Source organism: Streptomyces sp. NPDC096152, assembly GCF_044763235.1.
In the GTDB taxonomy this organism is placed as follows: domain Bacteria; phylum Actinomycetota; class Actinomycetes; order Streptomycetales; family Streptomycetaceae; genus Streptomyces.
On sequence record NZ_JBIWFW010000005.1, the window covers coordinates 91,344 to 110,671 of the forward strand.

The window sequence follows — 19,328 nt, forward strand, 5'->3', positions numbered from 1 at the left end:
GGGCCGGGGCCCCGGGGCAGGGGGCTACGAGCAGCGCATTCCGGCAGCCGGTGGGGTGCCGCGGAGCAGGTAGGTGTTGATCGCGGAGTCGACGCAGGCGCTGCCGCGGCCGTAGGCGGTGTGGCCGTCGCCCTGGTAGGTGAGCAGGCGGGCCGAGGCGAGCTGGCGGGACAGGGACCGGGCCCACGTGTAGGGGGTCGCCGGGTCGCGGGTGGTGCCGACGACCACGATCGGAGCGGCGCCCCGGGCCTCGATGCGGTGCGGCGCGCCGGTGGGCGCGACCGGCCAGTACGCGCAGTTCAGAGAGGCCCAGGCCAGCCCCTCGCCGAAGACCGGCGACGCCTTCTCGAAGTCGGGCAGCGCCTTCTCGACCTGCGCGGGGGTGGAGAAGGCCGCGGGAAGGTCGAGGCAGTTCACGGCGGCGTTGGCGTACATCAGGTTGGCGTAGTGGCTGTTGGCGTCGCGTTCGTAGTAGCTGTCGGAGAGGATCAGCAGGCCGGCGCCCTCGTTCTGCTCCATCGCCGAGGTGAGCGCCTCCCGGAGCTGCGGCCACGCCGTCTGGTCGTACATCGCCGCGATCACCGCCGTGGTCGCGAGCGCCTCGCCGAGCAGGCGGCCGTTCGCGTCGCCGGTGGGGAGGGGGTGGGCGTCCAGCCTGCGGAAGAACGCCTTGAGCTTCGCGCCGACCTGCTCGGGCGTCGCGCCGCGGCCGCCCAGCGGACAGTCGGTCTGCCGCACGCAGTCCTTCGCGAACGACCGGAACGCCGTCTCGAACCCCGCCGTCTGCTCCAGGTTCAGCCGGCGCGCGGACAGCGAGGGGTCCATCGCGCCGTCCAGGACGAGCCGGCCGACCCGGTCCGGGAACAGCCCCGCGTACGTCGCGCCCAGGAAGGTCCCGTACGAGGCCCCGACGTAGTTCAGCTTCCGGTCCCCCAGCACCGACCGCAGGATGTCCATGTCCCGCGCGGTCTCGACGGTGGAGACATGGCGCAGCAGGTTCGGCGCGTGGGCGCCGCAGCCCTCCGCGAACCTCCGGTACGCCCCGACGAGCGCGTCCGTCTCCTCCCGGCTGTCCGGGGTGATGTCGGTCTGGGTGTACGTGTCCATGGCGCGGTCGTCGAGACACATGACGGGTTCGCTGCGGGCGACACCGCGCGGGTCGATCGCCACCATGTCGTAGCGGGCGCGGACCGCGGCCGGGTAGCTGACGCCGGCGAACTGCTGGAGGTAGCCGACCGCCGAGCCGCCCGGGCCGCCCGGGTTCACCAGCAGCGAGCCCAGCCGCTTGCCCGGGCCCGTCGCCTTCTTGCGGGTGACCGCCAGCCGGACGTCGCCCGCGTCCGGCCGCGCGTAGTCGAGCGGCGCCTTCATCGTGGCGCACTGGAAGCCCGGCACCCCGCAGTCGCGCCAGGTCAGCTTCTGGGCGTAGTACGGCGACAGGGTGGACGGCGTGGAGCGCGGCAGCGCGGCCAGCACCGCCTCCGCGGCGGAGGCGGTGTGCGTGGCCGTGTCCTGGGCAGAGCAGGCCGACACGAGCAGCGCGGCGGCCGCGAGCAGCGCGCCGCCCGCGCGGGCCGTGCGGAGTGCGCGGTCGGTACGCGTCGTGCGGGCGGTGCGCGTCATGCGCCCCGTACGGGCGCTGCCGGCGGTTCGAGGGGTACGGGTCCGGGGACTCCGGCCGGTCGGACGAAGGGCGCGGCTGAGGTACATCGAACGAGCGTAACCCTCCGCGATCAGGCATGCGCGAAACGTGCGCAGCGTGCCCCGTACGAGTCATGCGGTGCCCCGAACGAGGGACGGCGTGCCCCCTACGAGGTACGCCGCGCCCCGTACGAGGTACCGCGTGCCGCACACGGGTCGTGCCGTGCCCCCGCGCGAGGTAGGGCGTCGGTGTCGGTCCGTGGGCCTGACGGGGGCGCCGTCGTCAGCCGGAACGCAGCGCCATCGTCATCGCCTCCACCGCCAGCAGCGGGGCGACATTGCGGTCCAGGGCGTCGCGGCAGGCGGCGATCGCCTCGATACGGCGCAGGGTGGACTCCGGGGAGCCGCCGCGGGCCAGCCGCTCCAGGGTGTCCTCGACGTCCGCGTTGGCGATCGCGACCCGGGAGCCGAGCTGGAGGGCGAGAACGTCGCGGTAGAGCGCCGTGAGGTCGGTCAGGGCGAGGTCCAGGCTGTCGCGCTGCGTACGGGTGCGCCGGCGCTTCTGCTTGTCCTCCAGGTCCTTCATCACGCCCGCCGTGCCCCGCGGCATCCGGCCGCCCTGGGCCGCGCCGAGCGCCGCCTTCAGCTCCTCCGTCTCCTTGACGTCCATCTCCTCGGCGAGCGCCTTGGCGTCCTCCGCCGCCGCGTCGACCAGTTCCTGGGCCGCCTTCAGGCAGCCGCCGATGTCGTCCAGGCGGAGCGGGAGCTTCAGCACCGTCGCCCGGCGTTCGCGTGCGGCCGGGTCGGTGGCCAGGCGGCGGGCCCGGTCCACGTGGCCCTGCGTGGCGCGGGCGGCCGCGGCCGCCACGGCGGGTTCGACACCCTCCCGGCGCACGAGCATGTCGGCCACCGCGTCCACCGACGGTGTGCTCAGGTTCAGATGGCGGCAGCGGGAGCGGATCGTGGGCAGGACGTCCTCGATCGAGGGGGCGCACAGCAGCCAGACCGTACGCGGGGCAGGTTCCTCGACGGCCTTGAGGACCGCGTTGGCGGACTTCTCGTTCAGCCGCTCGGCGTCCTCGACGAGGATGACCTGCCAGCGGCCGTTCGCCGGCGAGGTGAACGACTTGCGGACGGTGTCCCGCATGTCCTCGGCGAGGATCTGGGTGCCGACGGCGGCGACCGTGGAGACGTCGGCGTGCGTGCCGACCAGTGCCGTGTGGCAGCCGTCGCAGAAACCGCAGCCGGGGGCTCCGCCCAGGGCGCGGTCGGGACTCACGCACTGCAGGGCGGCGGCGAAGGAGCGCGCGGTCTGGGTGATCCCCGCGCCGGGCGGCCCGGTGAACAGCCAGGCGTGGGTCATCTTCGACGCCTCGGGCGGCGGGGCGCCGGTGGCGACGGCGGTGACCAGCGCGTCGGCGTCCCGGGCGGCGGCGGTCAGTTGCTCGCTGACCCGCTCCTGCCCGACGAGGTCGTCCCACACGCTCATGGGTCACGCCGCCCTTTCGTCACGTTCGGTGGTGGCCAGTCCATTGTGCGGGCAGCCACTGACAACGCGGGCGGCGCCCGCCGCCCACCCGGTCGTGGGCGGGCGACGGGCGCCGGTGCGTGTACGGGGCCGTACTGCTTCGGGGGCGTGCGACCGACGGCCGCGCGCCCGGCCGTGGTGCGGGGCTCAGCCTCGGCGGCCTCGGCCACGGCCGCGCCCTCGGCCGCTGTCACGGCCACCGTCCTGGCCGCCGTCCCGTCCGGCCTCGTGCTCGTCGGCGTCCCCGTCGTCGCCGCGCGGGCCCAGCAGCTCGTCCGCCAGCGTGGGCAGGTCGTCGAGCGGCGTCTGCTCGGCCCAGTCCGGCCGCTGCCGGCCCCGGCGCCCGCCGTCACGCGCGTCGGCATGGGCCTCGGGGTCGAACTGCGGCAGCTCACGCGTACGGTCGTCGTCCCGACGCTCGGCCCGGTCGGCGGTCTGCCGCTCGTCCCGGAAGAACCCCGGCGGAACCCGGTCCGCCGAACCGTCGCCCTCTCCGACCGGAGGCAGGACAGCGGTCTCGTCCGCCGCGCCCTCCGGCGTCACCGGCGGCAGCACCGCGGTCTCGTCGGCGGCCCCGGCCGGGTTCTCCGGCCGTACCAGCGGCTGCGGCAGTCTCGCCGTCACCTCGGAAGCGGACTCGGGCCTGGCCCCGGAGCGCTCGGTCTCCCGGGACGACCCGCCGTCGACCGCGCCCGCGGCCTCGGCCGCGTCGGCCCGCTCGTCGCGCTCCTCGCTCACCCGCGGCAGCACCGCCGTCTCGTCCACCGGTCCGCCCGAGGCGTTCGTCGGGGTCACCATCGGGGTCGACACGGTCGCCGCGTCCGGCGGGGACGCTGGAGCGGAAGCGGAGTCGGAGGGAGCTGTCGACTTCCGGGGGCCCGCCTGCGCGGCGGCGGCCGCGTGCTCCGCCGCCCGCCGGGCCTCCTCGGCCCGCAGCAGGGCCTCCTCGGCCTTGCGCTGCTTGTCCAGGCGGCGCGCCTCGGCCTCGGCCCGCAGCCGGGCCTCCTCCTCGGCCTCCTTGCGCCGGCGCTCCTCCTCGGCCTTGCGCCGCGCCTCCGCCTCGGCCCGCGCCTTCTCCTCCGCGAGGAGGCGGGCGCGCTCCTCCTCGGCACGCCGGCGCGCTTCCTCCGCCCGCTGCCGGGCCTCCTCGGCCTGCCGTTCGGCCTCGCGCCGCTGCGCCTCCTCCAGCTCGCGCCGCTTGCGCTCCTCCTCCTCGGCGCGCAGCCGGGCGAGCTGCTCCTGGCGCTCTCGCTCCAGGCGCTCCTCCTCCGCCTTGCGGGCAGCCTCCTCCTCCGCCTTGCGGCGGGCCTCCTCCTCGGCCTTCCGGCGCGCCTCCTCCTGGGCCTTCACCTCGGCCTCGGACAGCGGCAGCATCTGGTCGAGGCGGTGCCGGACGACGGTCGTGACGGCCTCCGGCTCCTGGCCCGCGTCCACGACGAGGTAGCGCCCCGGGTCGGCGGCGGCCAGCGTCAGGAAACCGGCGCGCACGCGCGCGTGGAACTCGGCGGGCTCCGACTCCAGGCGGTCGGGGGCCTCCGTGAACCGCTCGCGGGCCGTCTCCGGGGAGACGTCCAGCAGCACCGTCAGATGCGGGACCAGGCCGTTCGTCGCCCAGCGGGAGATACGGGCGATCTCCGTCGGGGACAGGTCGCGGCCCGCGCCCTGGTAGGCCACGGACGAGTCGATGTACCGGTCCGAGATGACGACCGCGCCACGCTCCAGCGCGGGACGGACGACCGTGTCGACGTGCTCGGCGCGGTCCGCCGCGTACAGCAGCGCCTCCGCGCGGTGCGACAGGCCCTGCGACGACACGTCGAGCAGGATCGAGCGCAGCCGCTTGCCCACGGGCGTCGCGCCCGGCTCGCGGGTGAGGACGACCTCGTGGCCCTTGGACCGGATCCACTCGGCGAGCGCCTCGGCCTGGGTCGACTTGCCGGCCCCGTCGCCGCCCTCCAGGGCGATGAAGAAGCCGGAGGACGCGGGCACCGTCTCCGGTTCGTCGCCGCCGCGCAGCGCGTCCAGGAGGTCGTTGCGCAGCGGCACGCCGGAGCGGTCGTCGACCTTGGCCAGGACCAGCGCGGCCACCGGCAGCAGCAGCGCGCCGACCAGCATCAGCGTGAAGGCGGCGCCGCCGTGCGCGAACACGAACCTGCCGTTCTGCAGCCGGTGCGGTCCGATGGCCGCGGCGACCAGCGGGGCGATCACGACACCGAGGGCGACGAAGATCCGTACCACCGCGTGCAGGTGCTCCGTCATGCGCGGGCGGCGGTAGTCCTCGGCCTCCTGGTCGAGCAGCGCGTGCCCGGTGTTGGCGGCAACGCCCGCGCCGACCCCGGCCAGCGCCAGGAGCAGCAGCACGGTGGTGACGTCCGGGACGAGACCGGCGGCGAGCAGCGCGATGCCGGTGAAGGCGATCGCCAGCGACAGCATCCGGCGCCGGGACAGCGACACCAGCACCCTGGGGGCCGTACGGATGCCTACGACGGTCCCGCCGGTCAGGGCGAGCACCGCCAGCCCGTACAGCACCGGGCCGCCGCCGAGGTCCTTGGCGTGCAGCGCGCACACGGCGACCCCGGCGGAGATCGCGCCGGCCACGGCTGCGGACGCGACCACGAGCAGCGGAACGGCCCCCGTGCGGCCCTTGTCGATCCCGGTGCCCGTCTTCGGGCGGCGCAGTCCCTCGAGCGGCGACCGCGCGCGCGGGGTGCGCGTGCCGGGCAGTTCCAGGGCGGTCAGCACGGACAGGGACGCGGCGAACAGCCCGGCCGCGACGTACGAGCCGAGGGCGGCCTGGTGCTGGTCGAACCAGTCGAGTGCGGTGCCCAGGAGGTTGTTGAGCAGGGCCGCGACGACGAGGGTGGCGGCGGCGAGGGGGATCGCCGCGAATCCGGTCCGCAGCGACAGGCGGCGCAGGGCTTCCATGTGGTCCGGCAGCGGGCGCACCGTGGCGCCCTCGGGCGGCGGGGCGGGCAGCAGCGCGGGCGCCGCGCTCTCGCGGCACACCGTCCAGAAACGCTCGGCGACACCGCCGACGAAGGCCGTGGCCAGCAGGAAGATCAGGGCGTCGCCGGGCATCCAGTCGATCCACAGCGGCGCCACGATCAGCAGCGCGGCCCGCACCCCGTCGGCACCGACCATGGTCCAGCGCCGGTCGAGCGGCCCCTCCGGGGCGGTGAGGGAGGTGAGCGGTCCGAGCAGGACGGCGCCGAAGAGCAGAGTGGCCAGGATGCGCACCCCGAAGACGCTCGCCACCGCGAACGCCATGCCCCGGTAGCCGCCACCGAAGGCGTCCTCGGCGATCGCGGCCTGGAGGGCGAGGAGGACCAGGACCAGGAGGGCGAGGGTGTCTCCGACACCCCCCACCAGCTGCGCGCTCCACAGCCGTTTCAGCTGCGGCTGCCGGAGCAGCGCGCGGACGGCACGCTCGCGGGAATCCGCTACGAGGGCGGCGTCGGGGGCCGGATCATGGCCGGTTGGCTGCTCGGCTCGCGTCATGCTTTCAGCCTATCGGCACGCACCGACGGCCTGTCGTGACCGTCCGAACGTGCGCACGCTCCGTCACCAAAATGATGCCGAGGTGTTGGTTACGCGAACCCGTTCCGGGGAAGCGAGGCCGTGGCCGGCCGCTTCGGGTCGAGGCCACCCGCCGCATAACGGGCACCCCATCACGCGCGCCGCGGCCGGGCGACAAGCGCCCGGCCGCGGGCCGGCTCAGTCCGTCGTCTTCGAAGCGGCCGCCTTCGAAGCAGCCGTCTTCGCGGCCGTCTTCTTGGTGGTCGTCTTCTTCGCCGTCGTCTTCTTCGCCGCGGTCTTCTTGGCGGTGGTCGAGGCCGTCTTCTTCGCCGCCGTCTTCTTGGCGGGCGCCTTCTTCGCGGTCTTCTTCGCCGGGCCCTTCGCCCGCTTCTCGGCGAGCAGCTCGAAACCGCGTTCGGGCGTGATCGTCTCGACGCTGTCGCCGGAGCGGAGGGTCGCGTTGGTCTCCCCGTCGGTGACGTACGGACCGAAGCGGCCGTCCTTGACGACCACGGGCTTGCCGCTGACCGGGTCCTCGCCCAGCTCCTTCAGCGGCGGCTTGGCGGCCGCGCGACCCCGCTGCTTGGGCTGGGCGTAGATCGCCAGCGCCTCTTCCAGCGTGATCGTGAAGAGCTGGTCCTCGGACTGCAGCGAGCGCGAGTCCGCGCCCTTCTTCAGGTACGGGCCGTAGCGGCCGTTCTGCGCGGTGATCTCCTGGCCCTCGGCGTCGGTGCCGACGACGCGCGGCAGCGACATGAGCTTCAGCGCGTCCTCGAGCGTCACCGTGTCCAGGGACATCGACTTGAAGAGAGAAGCGGTGCGCGGCTTGACCGCGTTCTTGCCCGTCTTCGGGGTGCCCTCGGGGAGGACCTCCGTGACGTACGGGCCGTACCGGCCGTCCTTGGCGATGATCTGGTGGCCGGTCTGCGGGTCCGCGCCCAGCTCGAAGTCGCCGCTCGGCTTGGCGAGCAGCTCCTCCGCGAGCTCGACGGACAGCTCGTCCGGCGCGAGGTCCGCGGGGATGTCCGCCCGCTGGTGCTGCTCGGTGTCCTTCTCGCCGCGCTCGATGTAGGGGCCGTAGCGGCCGACCCGCAGCACGATGTCGTTGCCGACCGGGAACGAGGACACCTCGCGCGCGTCGATCGCGCCCAGGTCGGTCACCAGCTCCTTGAGGCCGCCGAGGTGGTCCCCGTCGCCGTTGCCGGCGTCGGCGGCCGCGCCCCCGACCGAGCCCTCGCCGAAGTAGAAGCGCTTCAGCCACGGCACGGCCTGCGCCTCGCCGCGGGCGATGCGGTCGAGGTCGTCCTCCATCTTGGCGGTGAAGTCGTAGTCGACGAGCCGCCCGAAGTGCTTCTCCAGGAGGTTGACCACGGCGAAGGACAGGAAGGACGGCACGAGGGCCGTGCCCTTCTTGAAGACGTACCCGCGGTCGAGGATCGTGCCGATGATCGACGCGTAGGTCGACGGGCGGCCGATCTCGCGCTCTTCGAGCTCCTTGACCAGGCTGGCCTCGGTGTAGCGGGCCGGGGGCTTGGTGGCGTGCCCGTCGACCGTGATCTCCTCGGCCGTGAGCGCGTCGCCCTCGGCGACCTGGGGCAGTCGGCGCTCGCGGTCGTCGAGCTCGGCGTTCGGGTCGTCGGCGCCCTCGACGTAGGCCTTCAGGAAGCCGTGGAAGGTGATCGTCTTGCCGGACGCGCTGAACTCGACGTCCCGGCCGTCGGCGGCCGTGCCACCGATCTTCACGGTCACGCTGTTGCCGGTCGCGTCCTTCATCTGGGAGGCGACCGTCCGCTTCCAGATCAGCTCGTACAGCTTGAACTGGTCGCCGGTCAGGCCAGTCTCGGCGGGCGTGCGGAAACGATCACCCGAGGGGCGGATCGCCTCGTGCGCCTCCTGCGCGTTCTTGACCTTCCCGGCGTACGTACGCGGCTGCGCGGGCAGGTAGTCGGCGCCGTACAGCTGCGTGACCTGGGAGCGGGCCGCGGCGACGGCCGTGTCGCTCAGCGTCGTGGAGTCCGTACGCATGTACGTGATGTAGCCGTTCTCGTACAGCTTCTGGGCGACCTGCATGGTCGCCTTCGCGCCGAAGCCCAGCTTGCGGCTGGCCTCCTGCTGAAGCGTCGTCGTACGGAACGGGGCGTACGGCGAGCGGCGGTACGGCTTGGACTCGACGGACCGCACCGAGAACCGCGTGTTCTCCAGGGCGGCGGCCAGGGCTCGGGCATTGACCTCGTCGAGGTGGAGCGTGTTCGCGCTCTTCAGCTGCCCCAGCGAGTCGAAGTCGCGGCCCTGCGCGACGCGCCGGCCGTCGACGCTCTGCAGGCGCGCGACCAGGGACGAGGGGTCGCTCGGGTCCCCGGCGCGACCGGTCGCGAAGGTGCCCGTCAGGTCCCAGTACTCGGCGGAACGGAACGCGATGCGCTCACGCTCGCGCTCGACGACGAGTCGGGTGGCGACGGACTGGACACGGCCGGCCGACAGGCGCGGCATGACCTTCTTCCACAGGACCGGCGAGACCTCGTAGCCGTAGAGGCGGTCGAGGATGCGGCGGGTCTCCTGGGCGTCGACGAGCCGCTGGTTCAGCTCACGCGGATTGCGCACGGCCTGCTGGATCGCGTCCTTGGTGATCTCGTGGAACACCATGCGCTTGACCGGGACCTTGGGCTTGAGCACCTCCTGCAGGTGCCAGGCGATGGCCTCGCCCTCGCGGTCCTCATCGGTGGCCAGGAAGAGCTCGTCGGAGTCGCGCAGCAGGTCCTTGAGCTTCTTGACCTGCGCCTTCTTGTCGGCATTGACGACGTAGATGGGCTGGAAGTCGTGCTCGACGTCCACGCCGAGGCGGCGGACCTCGCCGGTGTACTTCTCGGGAACCTCCGCAGCGCCGCTGGGGAGATCGCGGATGTGCCCGACGCTCGCCTCGACGATGTAGCCGGGGCCGAGGTAGCCCTTGATCGTCTTCGCCTTGGCAGGCGACTCGACGATGACGAGTCGGCGGCCGCCCTGCGCGGTCTCGCTGGTCGGGGACAACTTCGCTCTTCTCTCCGGTCGACGCTGAGGCTCCCCAGGCCTTGGTTTCCCGGGGTCGGATCGTGCTGACGCTGCGGAGTGTGACGGTACATCCCGCCCCCGTGTCAAACGGGAAAAGCCCGCAACGGCCACTCGAACGGTAACCCGACTACCGCCCTTCCTGCCGCCCGGAGTGCCGACCAGGCCTTCTCCCACGATGCGGAGGGTCATCTTTCGGTTACGGAAACCGGAGCGCTGCGACCGTGCTCACAGCCGGGTGAAGCACCACGCGCCGAGGGCCAGGGCCGCCACGGCGACCACTCCGGCGACGGTCGCGGAGACGACTCGACGCGCGCCGAGCGCGACGGGCTCGCGGTGCCGGACCCGGAGCGCCGTCCACCCCAGCAGTGCCGCTCCGAACAGGGCGAACACCGCGCCCGTGAAGATCGCCGGCTCGCTCTCCATATACGTTCCCCCTCGTCCCGGATGCCCCGGTTGGGGAGGCTGGCACGCCCACGCGACGACCCGGCCAACCTCCGGTGAACACCGGGCGGCCGCGCCGCGTGCGGGACCACGGAAGGAGGGGAGGATCACGAGGGAGCGGGACTCCGAAATTTTTTTCCGGGCCGCCTTCCGGACGGCTGCGGCCCGCGGCGGCCGGGCGGGGAAGAAGTCGACGCGATCTCACCGCCCGGTACGCCGGCGCGGACCCCGGCTCCGGGCGCCGACCCTTCACACCGGAGCGCGGACCCGCGCGCACTGCGCGCTCCCCCTCACCCCGGGGCGCCGACCCGGCCCTCCGGGGCACCGGCCCACGCGCGGGTCGGGTCAAGGCCGCACTCGACCGGTCTTATTCGGCCGATCTCATGTGGCCGGTCTCAGTGGGCCGGTCCTGCTCGGCCGGTCTCATGCGTCCGATCTCATACGGCCGGATCGAGGAACCCCTGCTCCACCAGCAGCCGGATCTGGGCGGGGGTGCGATCGCGCAGCAGCACCGGGTCCTCGCCCATCAGCTGGGCGATCGCGTCCAGGATGCGCCCGGCGCTGAGCGAGCCGTCGCAGACCCCGGCGAAGCCCGCGCCGACCGTGTCCACCGTGGTGGCCCGGCGCATCCCGCGGTGCTGGCGCAGCACCACGTGTTCCGGGTCCTCGGCTCCGGGCAGACCGACCTGCTCCTGGACGATCTCGGAGACGAGCCGGAAGTGCCCTTCGAGCAGCGCCGCGTCGTCGTGGTCCCGCAGATAGTCCAGACGCGCGAAGTGCGCCCGGATCGTCTCCCCGAGCGGCTGCTCAACCGGGTGCGGCCACTCCTCGACGGTGATCGAGGGCACGGCGGCGCCCGTCCTGCGCAGGGTGATCCACCCGAAGCCGACGGCCCTCACCTTGCGTGCCTCGAACTCGTCGAGCCAGGCGTCGTAGCGCGCCTGGTACTCCGCCGGGTCGCCGCGGTGGTCTCCCGCGTCCCGGAGCCACAGCTCGGCGTACTGCGTCACGTCCTGCACCTCGCGCTGCACGATCCAGGCGTCGCAGCCGCGGGGCACCCACGACCTGAGCCGGTCCTGCCAGTCCTCCCCCTCCACGTGCTGCCAGTTGGCGAGGAACTGCGCGAACCCGCCCTCGGCCAGCCGCTCCCCCGACTCCTGAACGAGCGTGCGGCACAGATCGTCCCCACTCATCCCGCCGTCGCGGTAGGTGAGCCGGGCGCCCGGCGAGATGACGAAGGGCGGGTTCGAGACGATCAGGTCGTACGTCTCGTCGGCGCGAATCGGTTCGAACAGCGAGCCCTGGCGCAGATCCGCGGCCGGGGCGCCGGACAGCGCGAGGGTGAGCGCGGTGATGTGCAACGCGCGCGGGTTGACGTCGGTCGCCGTCACGCGCGTGGCGTGCTGTGCGGCGTGCAGCGCCTGGATCCCGGAACCGGTGCCGAGGTCGAGCGCGGAACCGACGGGCGTACGGACCGTGATGCCGGCCAGGGTCGTGGAGGCGCCGCCGACTCCCAGGACGACGCCCTCGTTCCGGCTGCCGATGCCTCCGGCACCGCCGACCGCGCAGCCCAGGTCGGAGACGATGAACCAGTCCTCGCCGTCGAGCCCGCCGTAGGGCCGGATGTCCACGGTCGCGGCGACCTCGTCCGCGCCGACCCGCACCAGCCAGCCGCTCTCCAGGCACTCCTGGACGGGCAGGACGTCGGCGGCCACGCGCGCGGGCGGCACGGGCTGCTGCAGCAGGAAGAGCCGGACGAGCGTCTCCAGCGGCGTGTCCCCGCGGGTGGCCCGGAGGGCGGGCACGGTCTCGCTGCGCGCCAGGGCCGCGTAGGCGGGGGCGCCGAGGAGTTCGAGCAGTCCGTCGGCGGTGAAGGAGGCGGCGAGCAGGGCGTCCCGGAGGCGGGCGGCGACGTCCGGTCGGTCGGCGGCGGGCAGGGTGGGCAGGCTGGAGTCACTCACGCACCCCATTGTGTCGGCTCACACCGACATCGCACGTGCGCGTACGGAACAGGGCGCACCACACGCGCGTGGTGCGCCCTGTTCCGGCCGACCGGACCGAAAACCGGCCGGCCACCAAATCGGCAGTCACCTGCCATCGGACCGGAGCGGGTCAGCCCCGCGTCACCGGAGCCCGGTCAGCCTGTGCCGGCGAAGCCCGGTCAGCCCTGTGTCGCCGGGGCCGACGCGGGCGCGGAGGCGGACTTGCAGCTCGGCTGCTGGGCCATCGCCCTGCCCACGTCGCCCTCCTCGAGGTTCTTCAGCGCGTCGTTGCCGGTCCTGCTCAGCTTGTCGAGCTGGGTGGCGATGTCCTTGAGGCCGTCCGCGAACTTGCCCTGGTCCTTGGTGTCGAGCCCGTCCACCTTCTTCTTCAGCGAGGCGTACGACGTCGAGAGGCCGTTGAGCTCCTTGACCGCGTCCTGCTGCTTCTTCTTGCCGTTGTCGACGTGGGGCGCGCCCGCTCTGTCCACGGCGCTGCCGATCGCCTTGTAGGCGTCGGACATGTCCTGGAAGGCCTGCGCGTCCGTCTTCTGCACCGCCGACGGTGTGCTGTTGTCCGAGGTCTGCTTCTGGATCGCGGCGTTGGCGGCCTCGATCTTCTTCGCCTGCGGCTGCACCGCGTTGCACACCTGCTTGGCCCAGGTGTCGAGCGCGTCGTTCTTGTCGTCGGCGCTGCTGCTGGAGCAGCCGGACAGTGCCAGTACCAGTACCGCACCGCCGGACAGCGCGGCCCCAACCTTCTTGTTCACCGGATTGGTCCCTTCCATGGCTCTCGGCCCCGGAACTTACACGGCGTACGGGTCACGACCGCAGGTCGGATGTCCTTTACGTGACTCCTTGCAGCCATTTGCACCATGCGAGAGAAGGCTCACGGGCGAGAACGCACACAGACACGAAGCGGGTGGGCGGCGCGTCGATGCGCGCCGCCCACCCGCCTCCTGAGCTGGGCCTCGTGTGAGTGCCGCCTACGAGACCACCGCGGGATCGGCCGGTTTGGACACCCGTTCCGCGTTGTTTTCGTCACCCACGGCGATTCCGCGCCGCTTGGAGACGTAGACCGCGCAGACGATGACGAGCAGGGCGAGGACCGCGATCGTGATCCGTACGCCGATGCTCTTGTCCGCGCCGTAGCTGAACTTGATCACCGCGGGCGCGATGAGCAGCGACACCAGGTTCATCACCTTCAGCAGCGGGTTGATCGCGGGACCCGCGGTGTCCTTGAAGGGATCGCCGACGGTGTCGCCGATCACGGTGGCGGCGTGGGCCTCGCTGCCCTTGCCGCCGTGGTGGCCGTCCTCGACGAGCTTCTTGGCGTTGTCCCAGGCGCCGCCGGAGTTGGCGAGGAACACGGCCATGAGCGTGCCCGCGCCGATCGCGCCCGCGAGGTAGGCGCCGAGCGCGCCGACTCCGAGCGTGAACCCGATGAAGATCGGCGCCATGACGGCGAGCAGTCCGGGTGTGGCCAGCTCGCGCAGGGCGTCCTTGGTGCAGATGTCGACGACCTTGCCGTACTCCGGCTTCTCGCTGAAGTCCATGATCCCGGGCTTCTCGCGGAACTGCCGCCGCACCTCGAACACCACCGCACCCGCCGACCGCGACACCGCGTTGATCGCCAGCCCCGAGAAGAGGAAGACGACCGCCGCGCCGGCGATCAGGCCGACGAGGTTGTTGGGCTGGGAGATGTCCATCATCAGGCTCAGCGGGGCGCCCGGGCCGGAGAGCTGCTGGCCCACCTCGCGCGCGCCGGTCGTGATCGCGTCTCGGTACGACCCGAACAGCGCCGACGCCGCCAGCACGGCGGTGGCGATGGCGATGCCCTTGGTGATGGCCTTGGTGGTGTTGCCGACCGCGTCCAGGTTGGTGAGCACCTGCGCGCCCGCGCCCTCGACGTCACCGGACATCTCGGCGATGCCCTGCGCGTTGTCGGAGACCGGACCGAAGGTGTCCATGGCAACGATCACGCCGACGGTGGTGAGCAGGCCGGTGCCGGCCAGCGCCACCGCGAACAGCGCCAGCATGATCGACGTACCGCCGAGCAGGAACGCCCCGTACACGCCGAGGCCGATGAGCAGGGCGGTGTAGACCGCCGACTCCAGACCGACCGAGATTCCGGCGAGGACGACGGTGGCCGGGCCGGTGAGGGAGGTCTTGCCGATGTCCCTGACCGGGCGCCGGGTCGTCTCGGTGAAGTAGCCGGTCAGCTGCTGGATCACCGCGGCGAGCAGGATGCCGATCGCCACCGCGACCACGGCCAGGATGCGCGGGTCGCCGTGCTTGACCGAGATCGCCGTGTCGGTGACGCCTTCGAGGTCGGCGTACGACGACGGCAGATAGACGAACACGGCGGCCGCGACCAGGGCGAGCGAGATCACCGCGGAGATGAAGAAGCCCCGGTTGATGGCGCTCATCCCGCTGCGGTCGGCCCGGCGCGGCGCGACCGCGAAGATGCCGATCATCGCGGTGATCACACCGATCGCCGGCACCAGCAGCGGGAAGGCGAGTCCGGCGTTGCCGAAGGCCGCCTTGCCGAGGATCAGCGCGGCGACGAGGGTGACGGCGTACGACTCGAAGAGGTCGGCCGCCATACCGGCGCAGTCGCCGACGTTGTCGCCCACATTGTCGGCGATGGTCGCGGCATTGCGCGGATCGTCCTCCGGAATGCCCTGCTCGACCTTGCCGACCAGGTCGGCGCCGACGTCGGCGGCCTTGGTGAAGATGCCGCCTCCGACACGCATGAACATGGCGATCAGGGCCGCGCCGAGGCCGAAACCTTCCAGCACCTTCGGCGCGTCGGCCGCGTACACGAGCACCACACAGGAGGCGCCCAGCAGGCCGAGCCCCACCGTGAACATGCCGACGACGCCGCCCGTACGGAAAGCGATCTTCATGGCTTTGTGCGAGACGGCGGTGAGATCCTTTTCCGGCTCTCCCGCCGCCGGGGTCGCTTCCCTGGCGGCCGCGGCGACGCGCACATTGCTGCGCACGGCGAGCCACATGCCGATATAACCGGTGGCCGCCGAGAACGCCGCTCCGATCAGGAAGAACACCGATCGTCCGGCGCGTTGATTCCAGTCGTCCGCGGGCAGCAGCATGAGCAGGAAGAACACGACGACGGCGAAAACGCCGAGCGTGCGCAGCTGCCGGCCCAGATAGGCGTTGGCGCCTTCCTGGACCGCCTCCGCGATCTTCTTCATGCTGTCGGTGCCCTCGCCCGCCGCGAGCACCTGGCGCACCAGGATTCCCGCGACCACGAGCGCGGCCAGCGCGACGACCCCGATGACCGCCACGATGATCCGGTTGTCATCGGTGAGTACTGCGGCTGCGAAGGTTGTGGGGTGGCCCAACTGATGAGGGGTAGAAAGCCCCGCCATTCGTCCTCCTTGACGCTTGGGCTGAGCTCAAGATGTGGACGGATTGTAGGTACCGGAACCCGATCAAAACAGAGCCCGGTAAATGGAATCAGCCTTCACATGCTCCTCAGCAAATGATCGCCGGGCTTCCACGGAACCCGAAAGTGGTAATGCCTCAAAAGCATTGACGCTTGATCCATTATCGGGCTATTGATCGTGAATGAATTCACGATATCGCTGCATCCCTACTGTAAGCCCGGGCGACGACATGCCGACACGCCGAAGGGCCCTACCGGAGTAGGGCCCTTCGGGACAGACGCTGTGTGCGGCCGGCTCAGGAAAACACCGCGGCCGGTGGTGTGGACGGCCAGGTCATCTTGATGGACCCGCCGTGCTCCCCGGCCGTGACCTCCACGTCGTCGACGAGGCCGCTGATGACCGCGAGGCCCATCTCGTCCTCCTCGGCCTCGACCTCCTCCGGAGCGCCCGTGGCGCCCCCGGCGACGTGAGGTGCGTGCGGGGCCTCGTCGCCGACCTCGATGGAGAACTGTTTCTCCTCCTCGATCAGCATCACCTTGACCGGTGCCGAGATCCCGCCGTTCTGATGCAGCCCGACGGCACGGGTGCAGGCCTCGCCGACGGCGAGCCTGACCTCGTCGAGGGCGGCCTCGTCCACTCCTGCCCTGCGCGCCACCGCTGCCGCCACCAACCGGGCGGTCCGGACGTGCTCGGGCAGCGCGCTGAAGCGGAGTTCGACGATGGCCATACGTCCCCCTCGGAGCTACGGGCGTGCTGTCGGGGGGCCGGGCCGCCGAAAAGCCCGGTCCCTCGCTGGTACTTCGTCCGCCCCGGGCACCGCCCCGGGGCCGGTCGTCAGTCGGTGGCCGCCACCGCTTCCTCGACCGAGGTGTGAATCGGGAACACCTTGGTGAGGCCGGTGATACGGAAGATCTTCAGAATGCGCTCCTGGTTGCAGACCAGGCGCAGCGAGCCCTCATGGGCGCGCACACGCTTCAGGCCGCCGACCAGTACGCCGAGCCCGGTGGAGTCGAGGAAGTCCACGCCCTCCATGTCGACGACGAGGTGGAAATTCCCGTCGTTCACCAGCTCGACCAACTGCTCGCGCAGCTTGGGCGCGGTATATACGTCGATTTCGCCACCGACCTCGACGACCGTACGATCGCCGACGGTACGGGTCGACAGGGACAGGTCCACGGATCCTCCAGCACCTTGCTATCGAGCGGTCGCCCCTTGGGCACCTCGGCTTGAAGCCCCCAGGACGGTTCGCCAGCCGCGATGGCATTCAATCACTTACCGGCAGGCGTGCACGACGCCTTGGCTCCATTGTCCGTCACGCCGGTGACACACTCGGTGCCGATGGCCGAGAATCACCGATCCGATCGATCCCCGACGAACACCGCGTCCCGCCTGGCGCCGGGCGCGGTCCTGCACCGGCTCGCCTCGGGGCCGAGCCGGGCTGCGCGCATCACTCATACGGAGCACTTGCCCCCGCGGGCGGGTCGCCATGCCGTTTGGCCTGACCGTATTCGTTCGGAGGTCGTCGCCGCGGTGCAGGCGTGCGGCATCGAGCACCCCTGGGCCCATCAGGCGCGCGCCGCCGAGCACGCCCTCGACGGCGACTCGGTCGTCGTCGCCACGGGCACGGCGTCCGGCAAGTCCCTGGCGTACCTCGTGCCCGTGCTGTCCACCCTGCTGGACGGCTCCGAGGCCCCGAACGGGCGTGGCGCGACCGCTCTGTACCTGGCTCCCACCAAGGCCCTGGCGGCCGACCAGTGCCGCGCGGTCCGGGAACTCGCGCGGCCGCTGGGCAAGGCCGTACGCCCGGCGGTGTACGACGGCGACACCCCGCCCGAGGAGCGCGAGTGGATCCGCCAGTACGGCAACTACGTCCTCACCAACCCCGACATGCTGCACCGCGGGATCCTGCCCTCGCACCCGCGCTGGTCCTCCTTTCTGCGTGCCCTGAAGTACGTCGTCATCGACGAGTGCCACACCTACCGGGGCGTCTTCGGCTCCCACGTCGCCCAGGTGCTGCGCCGTCTGCGCCGCCTGTGCGCGCGCTACGGCGCCTCGCCGGTCTTCCTGCTGGCCTCGGCGACCGCCGCCGAGCCCTCGGTGGCCGCCCGCCGGCTGACCGGCGTACCGGTGGTCGAGGTCGCCGACGACGCCTCACCCCGCGGGGAACTGGTGTTCGCCCTCTGGGAGCCCCCGCTCACCGAACTCCAGGGCGAGAAGGGCGCACCCGTCCGACGCACCGCCACCGCGGAGACCGCCGACCTGCTCACCGACCTGACCCTCCAGGGCGTCCGCTCGGTCGCCTTCGTACGCTCCCGGCGCGGCGCCGAACTGATCTCGGTGATCGCCCAGGAACGGCTCGCGGAGACCGACCGGTCGCTGGCCCGGCGTGTCGCGGCGTACCGCGGCGGCTACCTCCCCGAGGAACGCCGCGCCCTGGAACGCGCCCTGCACTCAGGCGAGCTCCTCGGACTCGCGGCGACGACCGCCCTGGAACTGGGCGTCGACGTGTCCGGCCTGGACGCTGTGGTGATCGCCGGCTACCCGGGGACCCGTGCGTCCCTGTGGCAGCAGGCCGGCCGGGCGGGCCGCGCCGGGCAGGGAGCCCTGGCGGTGCTGGTCGCCCGCGACGACCCGCTGGACACCTTCCTCGTCCACCACCCCGAGGCCCTGTTCGACCAACCGGTCGAATCCACCGTCCTCGACCCGGACAACCCGTACGTCCTCGCCCCCCACCTGTGCGCGGCCGCCGCCGAGCTGCCGCTCACCGGCGAGGACGTCGAGCTGTTCGGCCCCGCCTGCGCGGAGCTGCTGCCGCAGCTGGAGGCCGCGAAGCTGCTGCGCCGCCGGGCCAGGGCCTGGCACTGGACACGCCGGGAGCGGGCCGCCGACCTGACCGACATCCGCGGCGAGGGCGGACGCCCGGTGCAGATCGTCGAGGCGGGCACCGGACGGCTGCTCGGCACGGTCGACGCGGGCGCCGCCCACACGGCGGTCCACGAGGGCGCGGTCCATCTGCACCAGGGCCGCACCTATCTGGTGCGCTTCCTCGACCTGGAGGACTCGGTCGCCCTGGTCGAGGAGGCGAACCCGCCCTACACGACGGTCGCCCGCGACACGACGTCGATCTCCGTCCTGGAGACGGACGTCGAGGTCCCCTGGGGCGACGGCCGCCTGTGCTACGGCTCCGTCGAGGTCACCAACCAGGTGGTCTCCTTCCTGCGCCGCCGGGTCATCACCGGTGAAGTGCTGGGCGAGACGAAACTCGACCTCCCTCCTCGTACGCTGCGCACGCGCGCGGTGTGGTGGACGGTCACCGAGGACCAGCTCGACGAGGCCCGGATCAACCCGGAGATCCTCGGCGGCGCCCTGCACGCCGCCGAGCACGCGTCGATCGGCATGCTGCCCCTGTTCGCGACCTGCGACCGCTGGGACATCGGCGGCGTCTCCGTCCCGCTGCACCCGGACACGCTCCTGCCCACGGTCTTCGTCCACGACGGCCACCCGGGCGGCGCGGGCTTCGCGGAGCGCGCCTTCCACACCGCCCGCGCCTGGCTCACCGCCACCCTCGAAGCCATCGCCTCCTGCGAGTGCGAGGCGGGCTGCCCCTCCTGCATCCAGTCCCCCAAATGCGGCAACGGCAACGAGCCACTGCACAAGAGGGGCGCGGTACGCCTGCTGACGGTGCTGCTCAAGGGGGCGCCCGACGCTGCGGAGGGGGAGCCGGAGGGGGAGGCCTAGCACCCTCGGGTGCGGGGAGCCGGAGCCGGC

The 19,328-nt window shown here is 72.2% G+C and carries 11 protein-coding genes; 1 reads left to right on the forward strand and 10 read right to left on the reverse strand.

Going from position 1 to position 19,328, the window contains the following annotated elements; translation table 11 throughout:
* Positions 1 to 24: 24 nt before the first annotated feature.
* The 10 genes from ACIQ9G_RS18165 to bldG all read right to left on the reverse strand — a co-directional run bounded on the left by ACIQ9G_RS18165 (position 25) and on the right by bldG (position 16,736).
* Entirely contained in the window at positions 25 to 1,623 is a 1,599-nt protein-coding gene (locus tag ACIQ9G_RS18165) for an alpha/beta hydrolase (protein ID WP_403610276.1), read from the reverse strand.
* A 301-nt stretch (positions 1,624 to 1,924) separates the two neighbouring features.
* Positions 1,925 to 3,130, reverse strand: coding sequence for a DNA polymerase III subunit delta' (locus tag ACIQ9G_RS18170; RefSeq protein WP_403610278.1), 1,206 nt, complete (start codon positions 3,128 to 3,130; stop codon positions 1,925 to 1,927).
* A gap of 186 nt (positions 3,131 to 3,316) precedes the next feature.
* Complete coding sequence (tmk, locus tag ACIQ9G_RS18175) at positions 3,317 to 6,664, reverse strand: dTMP kinase (protein ID WP_403610281.1); 3,348 nt, start codon at positions 6,662 to 6,664, stop codon at positions 3,317 to 3,319.
* Positions 6,665 to 6,880: 216 nt separating this feature from the next.
* Positions 6,881 to 9,709, reverse strand: coding sequence for a type I DNA topoisomerase (topA, locus tag ACIQ9G_RS18180; protein WP_403610284.1), 2,829 nt, complete (start codon positions 9,707 to 9,709; stop codon positions 6,881 to 6,883).
* Positions 9,710 to 9,955: 246 nt separating this feature from the next.
* Positions 9,956 to 10,153 (reverse strand): hypothetical protein, encoded by a 198-nt coding sequence (locus ACIQ9G_RS18185; protein ID WP_403610286.1) that lies wholly within the window; start codon positions 10,151 to 10,153, stop codon positions 9,956 to 9,958.
* A gap of 455 nt (positions 10,154 to 10,608) precedes the next feature.
* Entirely contained in the window at positions 10,609 to 12,132 is a 1,524-nt protein-coding gene (locus ACIQ9G_RS18190) for a methyltransferase (RefSeq protein ID WP_403610289.1), read from the reverse strand.
* A gap of 200 nt (positions 12,133 to 12,332) precedes the next feature.
* Positions 12,333 to 12,938: a small secreted protein gene (locus ACIQ9G_RS18195; protein WP_403610291.1), complete on the reverse strand. Its 606-nt coding sequence runs from the start codon at positions 12,936 to 12,938 to the stop codon at positions 12,333 to 12,335.
* Positions 12,939 to 13,136: 198 nt separating this feature from the next.
* Complete coding sequence (locus ACIQ9G_RS18200; protein WP_403610293.1) at positions 13,137 to 15,542, reverse strand: sodium-translocating pyrophosphatase; 2,406 nt, start codon at positions 15,540 to 15,542, stop codon at positions 13,137 to 13,139.
* Positions 15,543 to 15,855: 313 nt separating this feature from the next.
* A complete protein-coding gene (locus ACIQ9G_RS18205) occupies positions 15,856 to 16,287 on the reverse strand; it encodes an ATP-binding protein (RefSeq protein WP_403610295.1) in 432 nt (143 codons plus the stop codon).
* 107 nt (positions 16,288 to 16,394) lie between these two features.
* Positions 16,395 to 16,736 carry an anti-sigma factor antagonist BldG gene (bldG, locus tag ACIQ9G_RS18210; RefSeq protein WP_010986038.1) on the reverse strand — a complete coding sequence of 114 codons (342 nt, stop codon included), beginning with the start codon at positions 16,734 to 16,736 and terminating at the stop codon, positions 16,395 to 16,397.
* Between the two features lie 81 nt (positions 16,737 to 16,817).
* Between bldG and ACIQ9G_RS18215 the strand changes: the two genes are divergently transcribed.
* Positions 16,818 to 19,298 carry a DEAD/DEAH box helicase gene (locus ACIQ9G_RS18215; protein ID WP_403610298.1) on the forward strand — a complete coding sequence of 827 codons (2,481 nt, stop codon included), beginning with the start codon at positions 16,818 to 16,820 and terminating at the stop codon, positions 19,296 to 19,298.
* The last annotated feature ends 30 nt before the right edge of the window (positions 19,299 to 19,328 follow it).

Coding starts and splice junctions, on each gene's coding strand:
- ACIQ9G_RS18165 (WP_403610276.1), bottom strand. CDS start 1,623: ATGACGCGCACCGCCCGCACGACGCGTACCGACCGCGCACTCCGCACG.
- ACIQ9G_RS18170 (WP_403610278.1), bottom strand. CDS start 3,130: ATGAGCGTGTGGGACGACCTCGTCGGGCAGGAGCGGGTCAGCGAGCAA.
- tmk (WP_403610281.1), bottom strand. CDS start 6,664: ATGACGCGAGCCGAGCAGCCAACCGGCCATGATCCGGCCCCCGACGCC.
- ACIQ9G_RS18185 (WP_403610286.1), bottom strand. CDS start 10,153: ATGGAGAGCGAGCCGGCGATCTTCACGGGCGCGGTGTTCGCCCTGTTC.
- ACIQ9G_RS18195 (WP_403610291.1), bottom strand. CDS start 12,938: ATGGAAGGGACCAATCCGGTGAACAAGAAGGTTGGGGCCGCGCTGTCC.
- ACIQ9G_RS18200 (WP_403610293.1), bottom strand. CDS start 15,542: ATGGCGGGGCTTTCTACCCCTCATCAGTTGGGCCACCCCACAACCTTC.
- ACIQ9G_RS18205 (WP_403610295.1), bottom strand. CDS start 16,287: ATGGCCATCGTCGAACTCCGCTTCAGCGCGCTGCCCGAGCACGTCCGG.
- ACIQ9G_RS18215 (WP_403610298.1), top strand. CDS start 16,818: ATGGCATTCAATCACTTACCGGCAGGCGTGCACGACGCCTTGGCTCCA.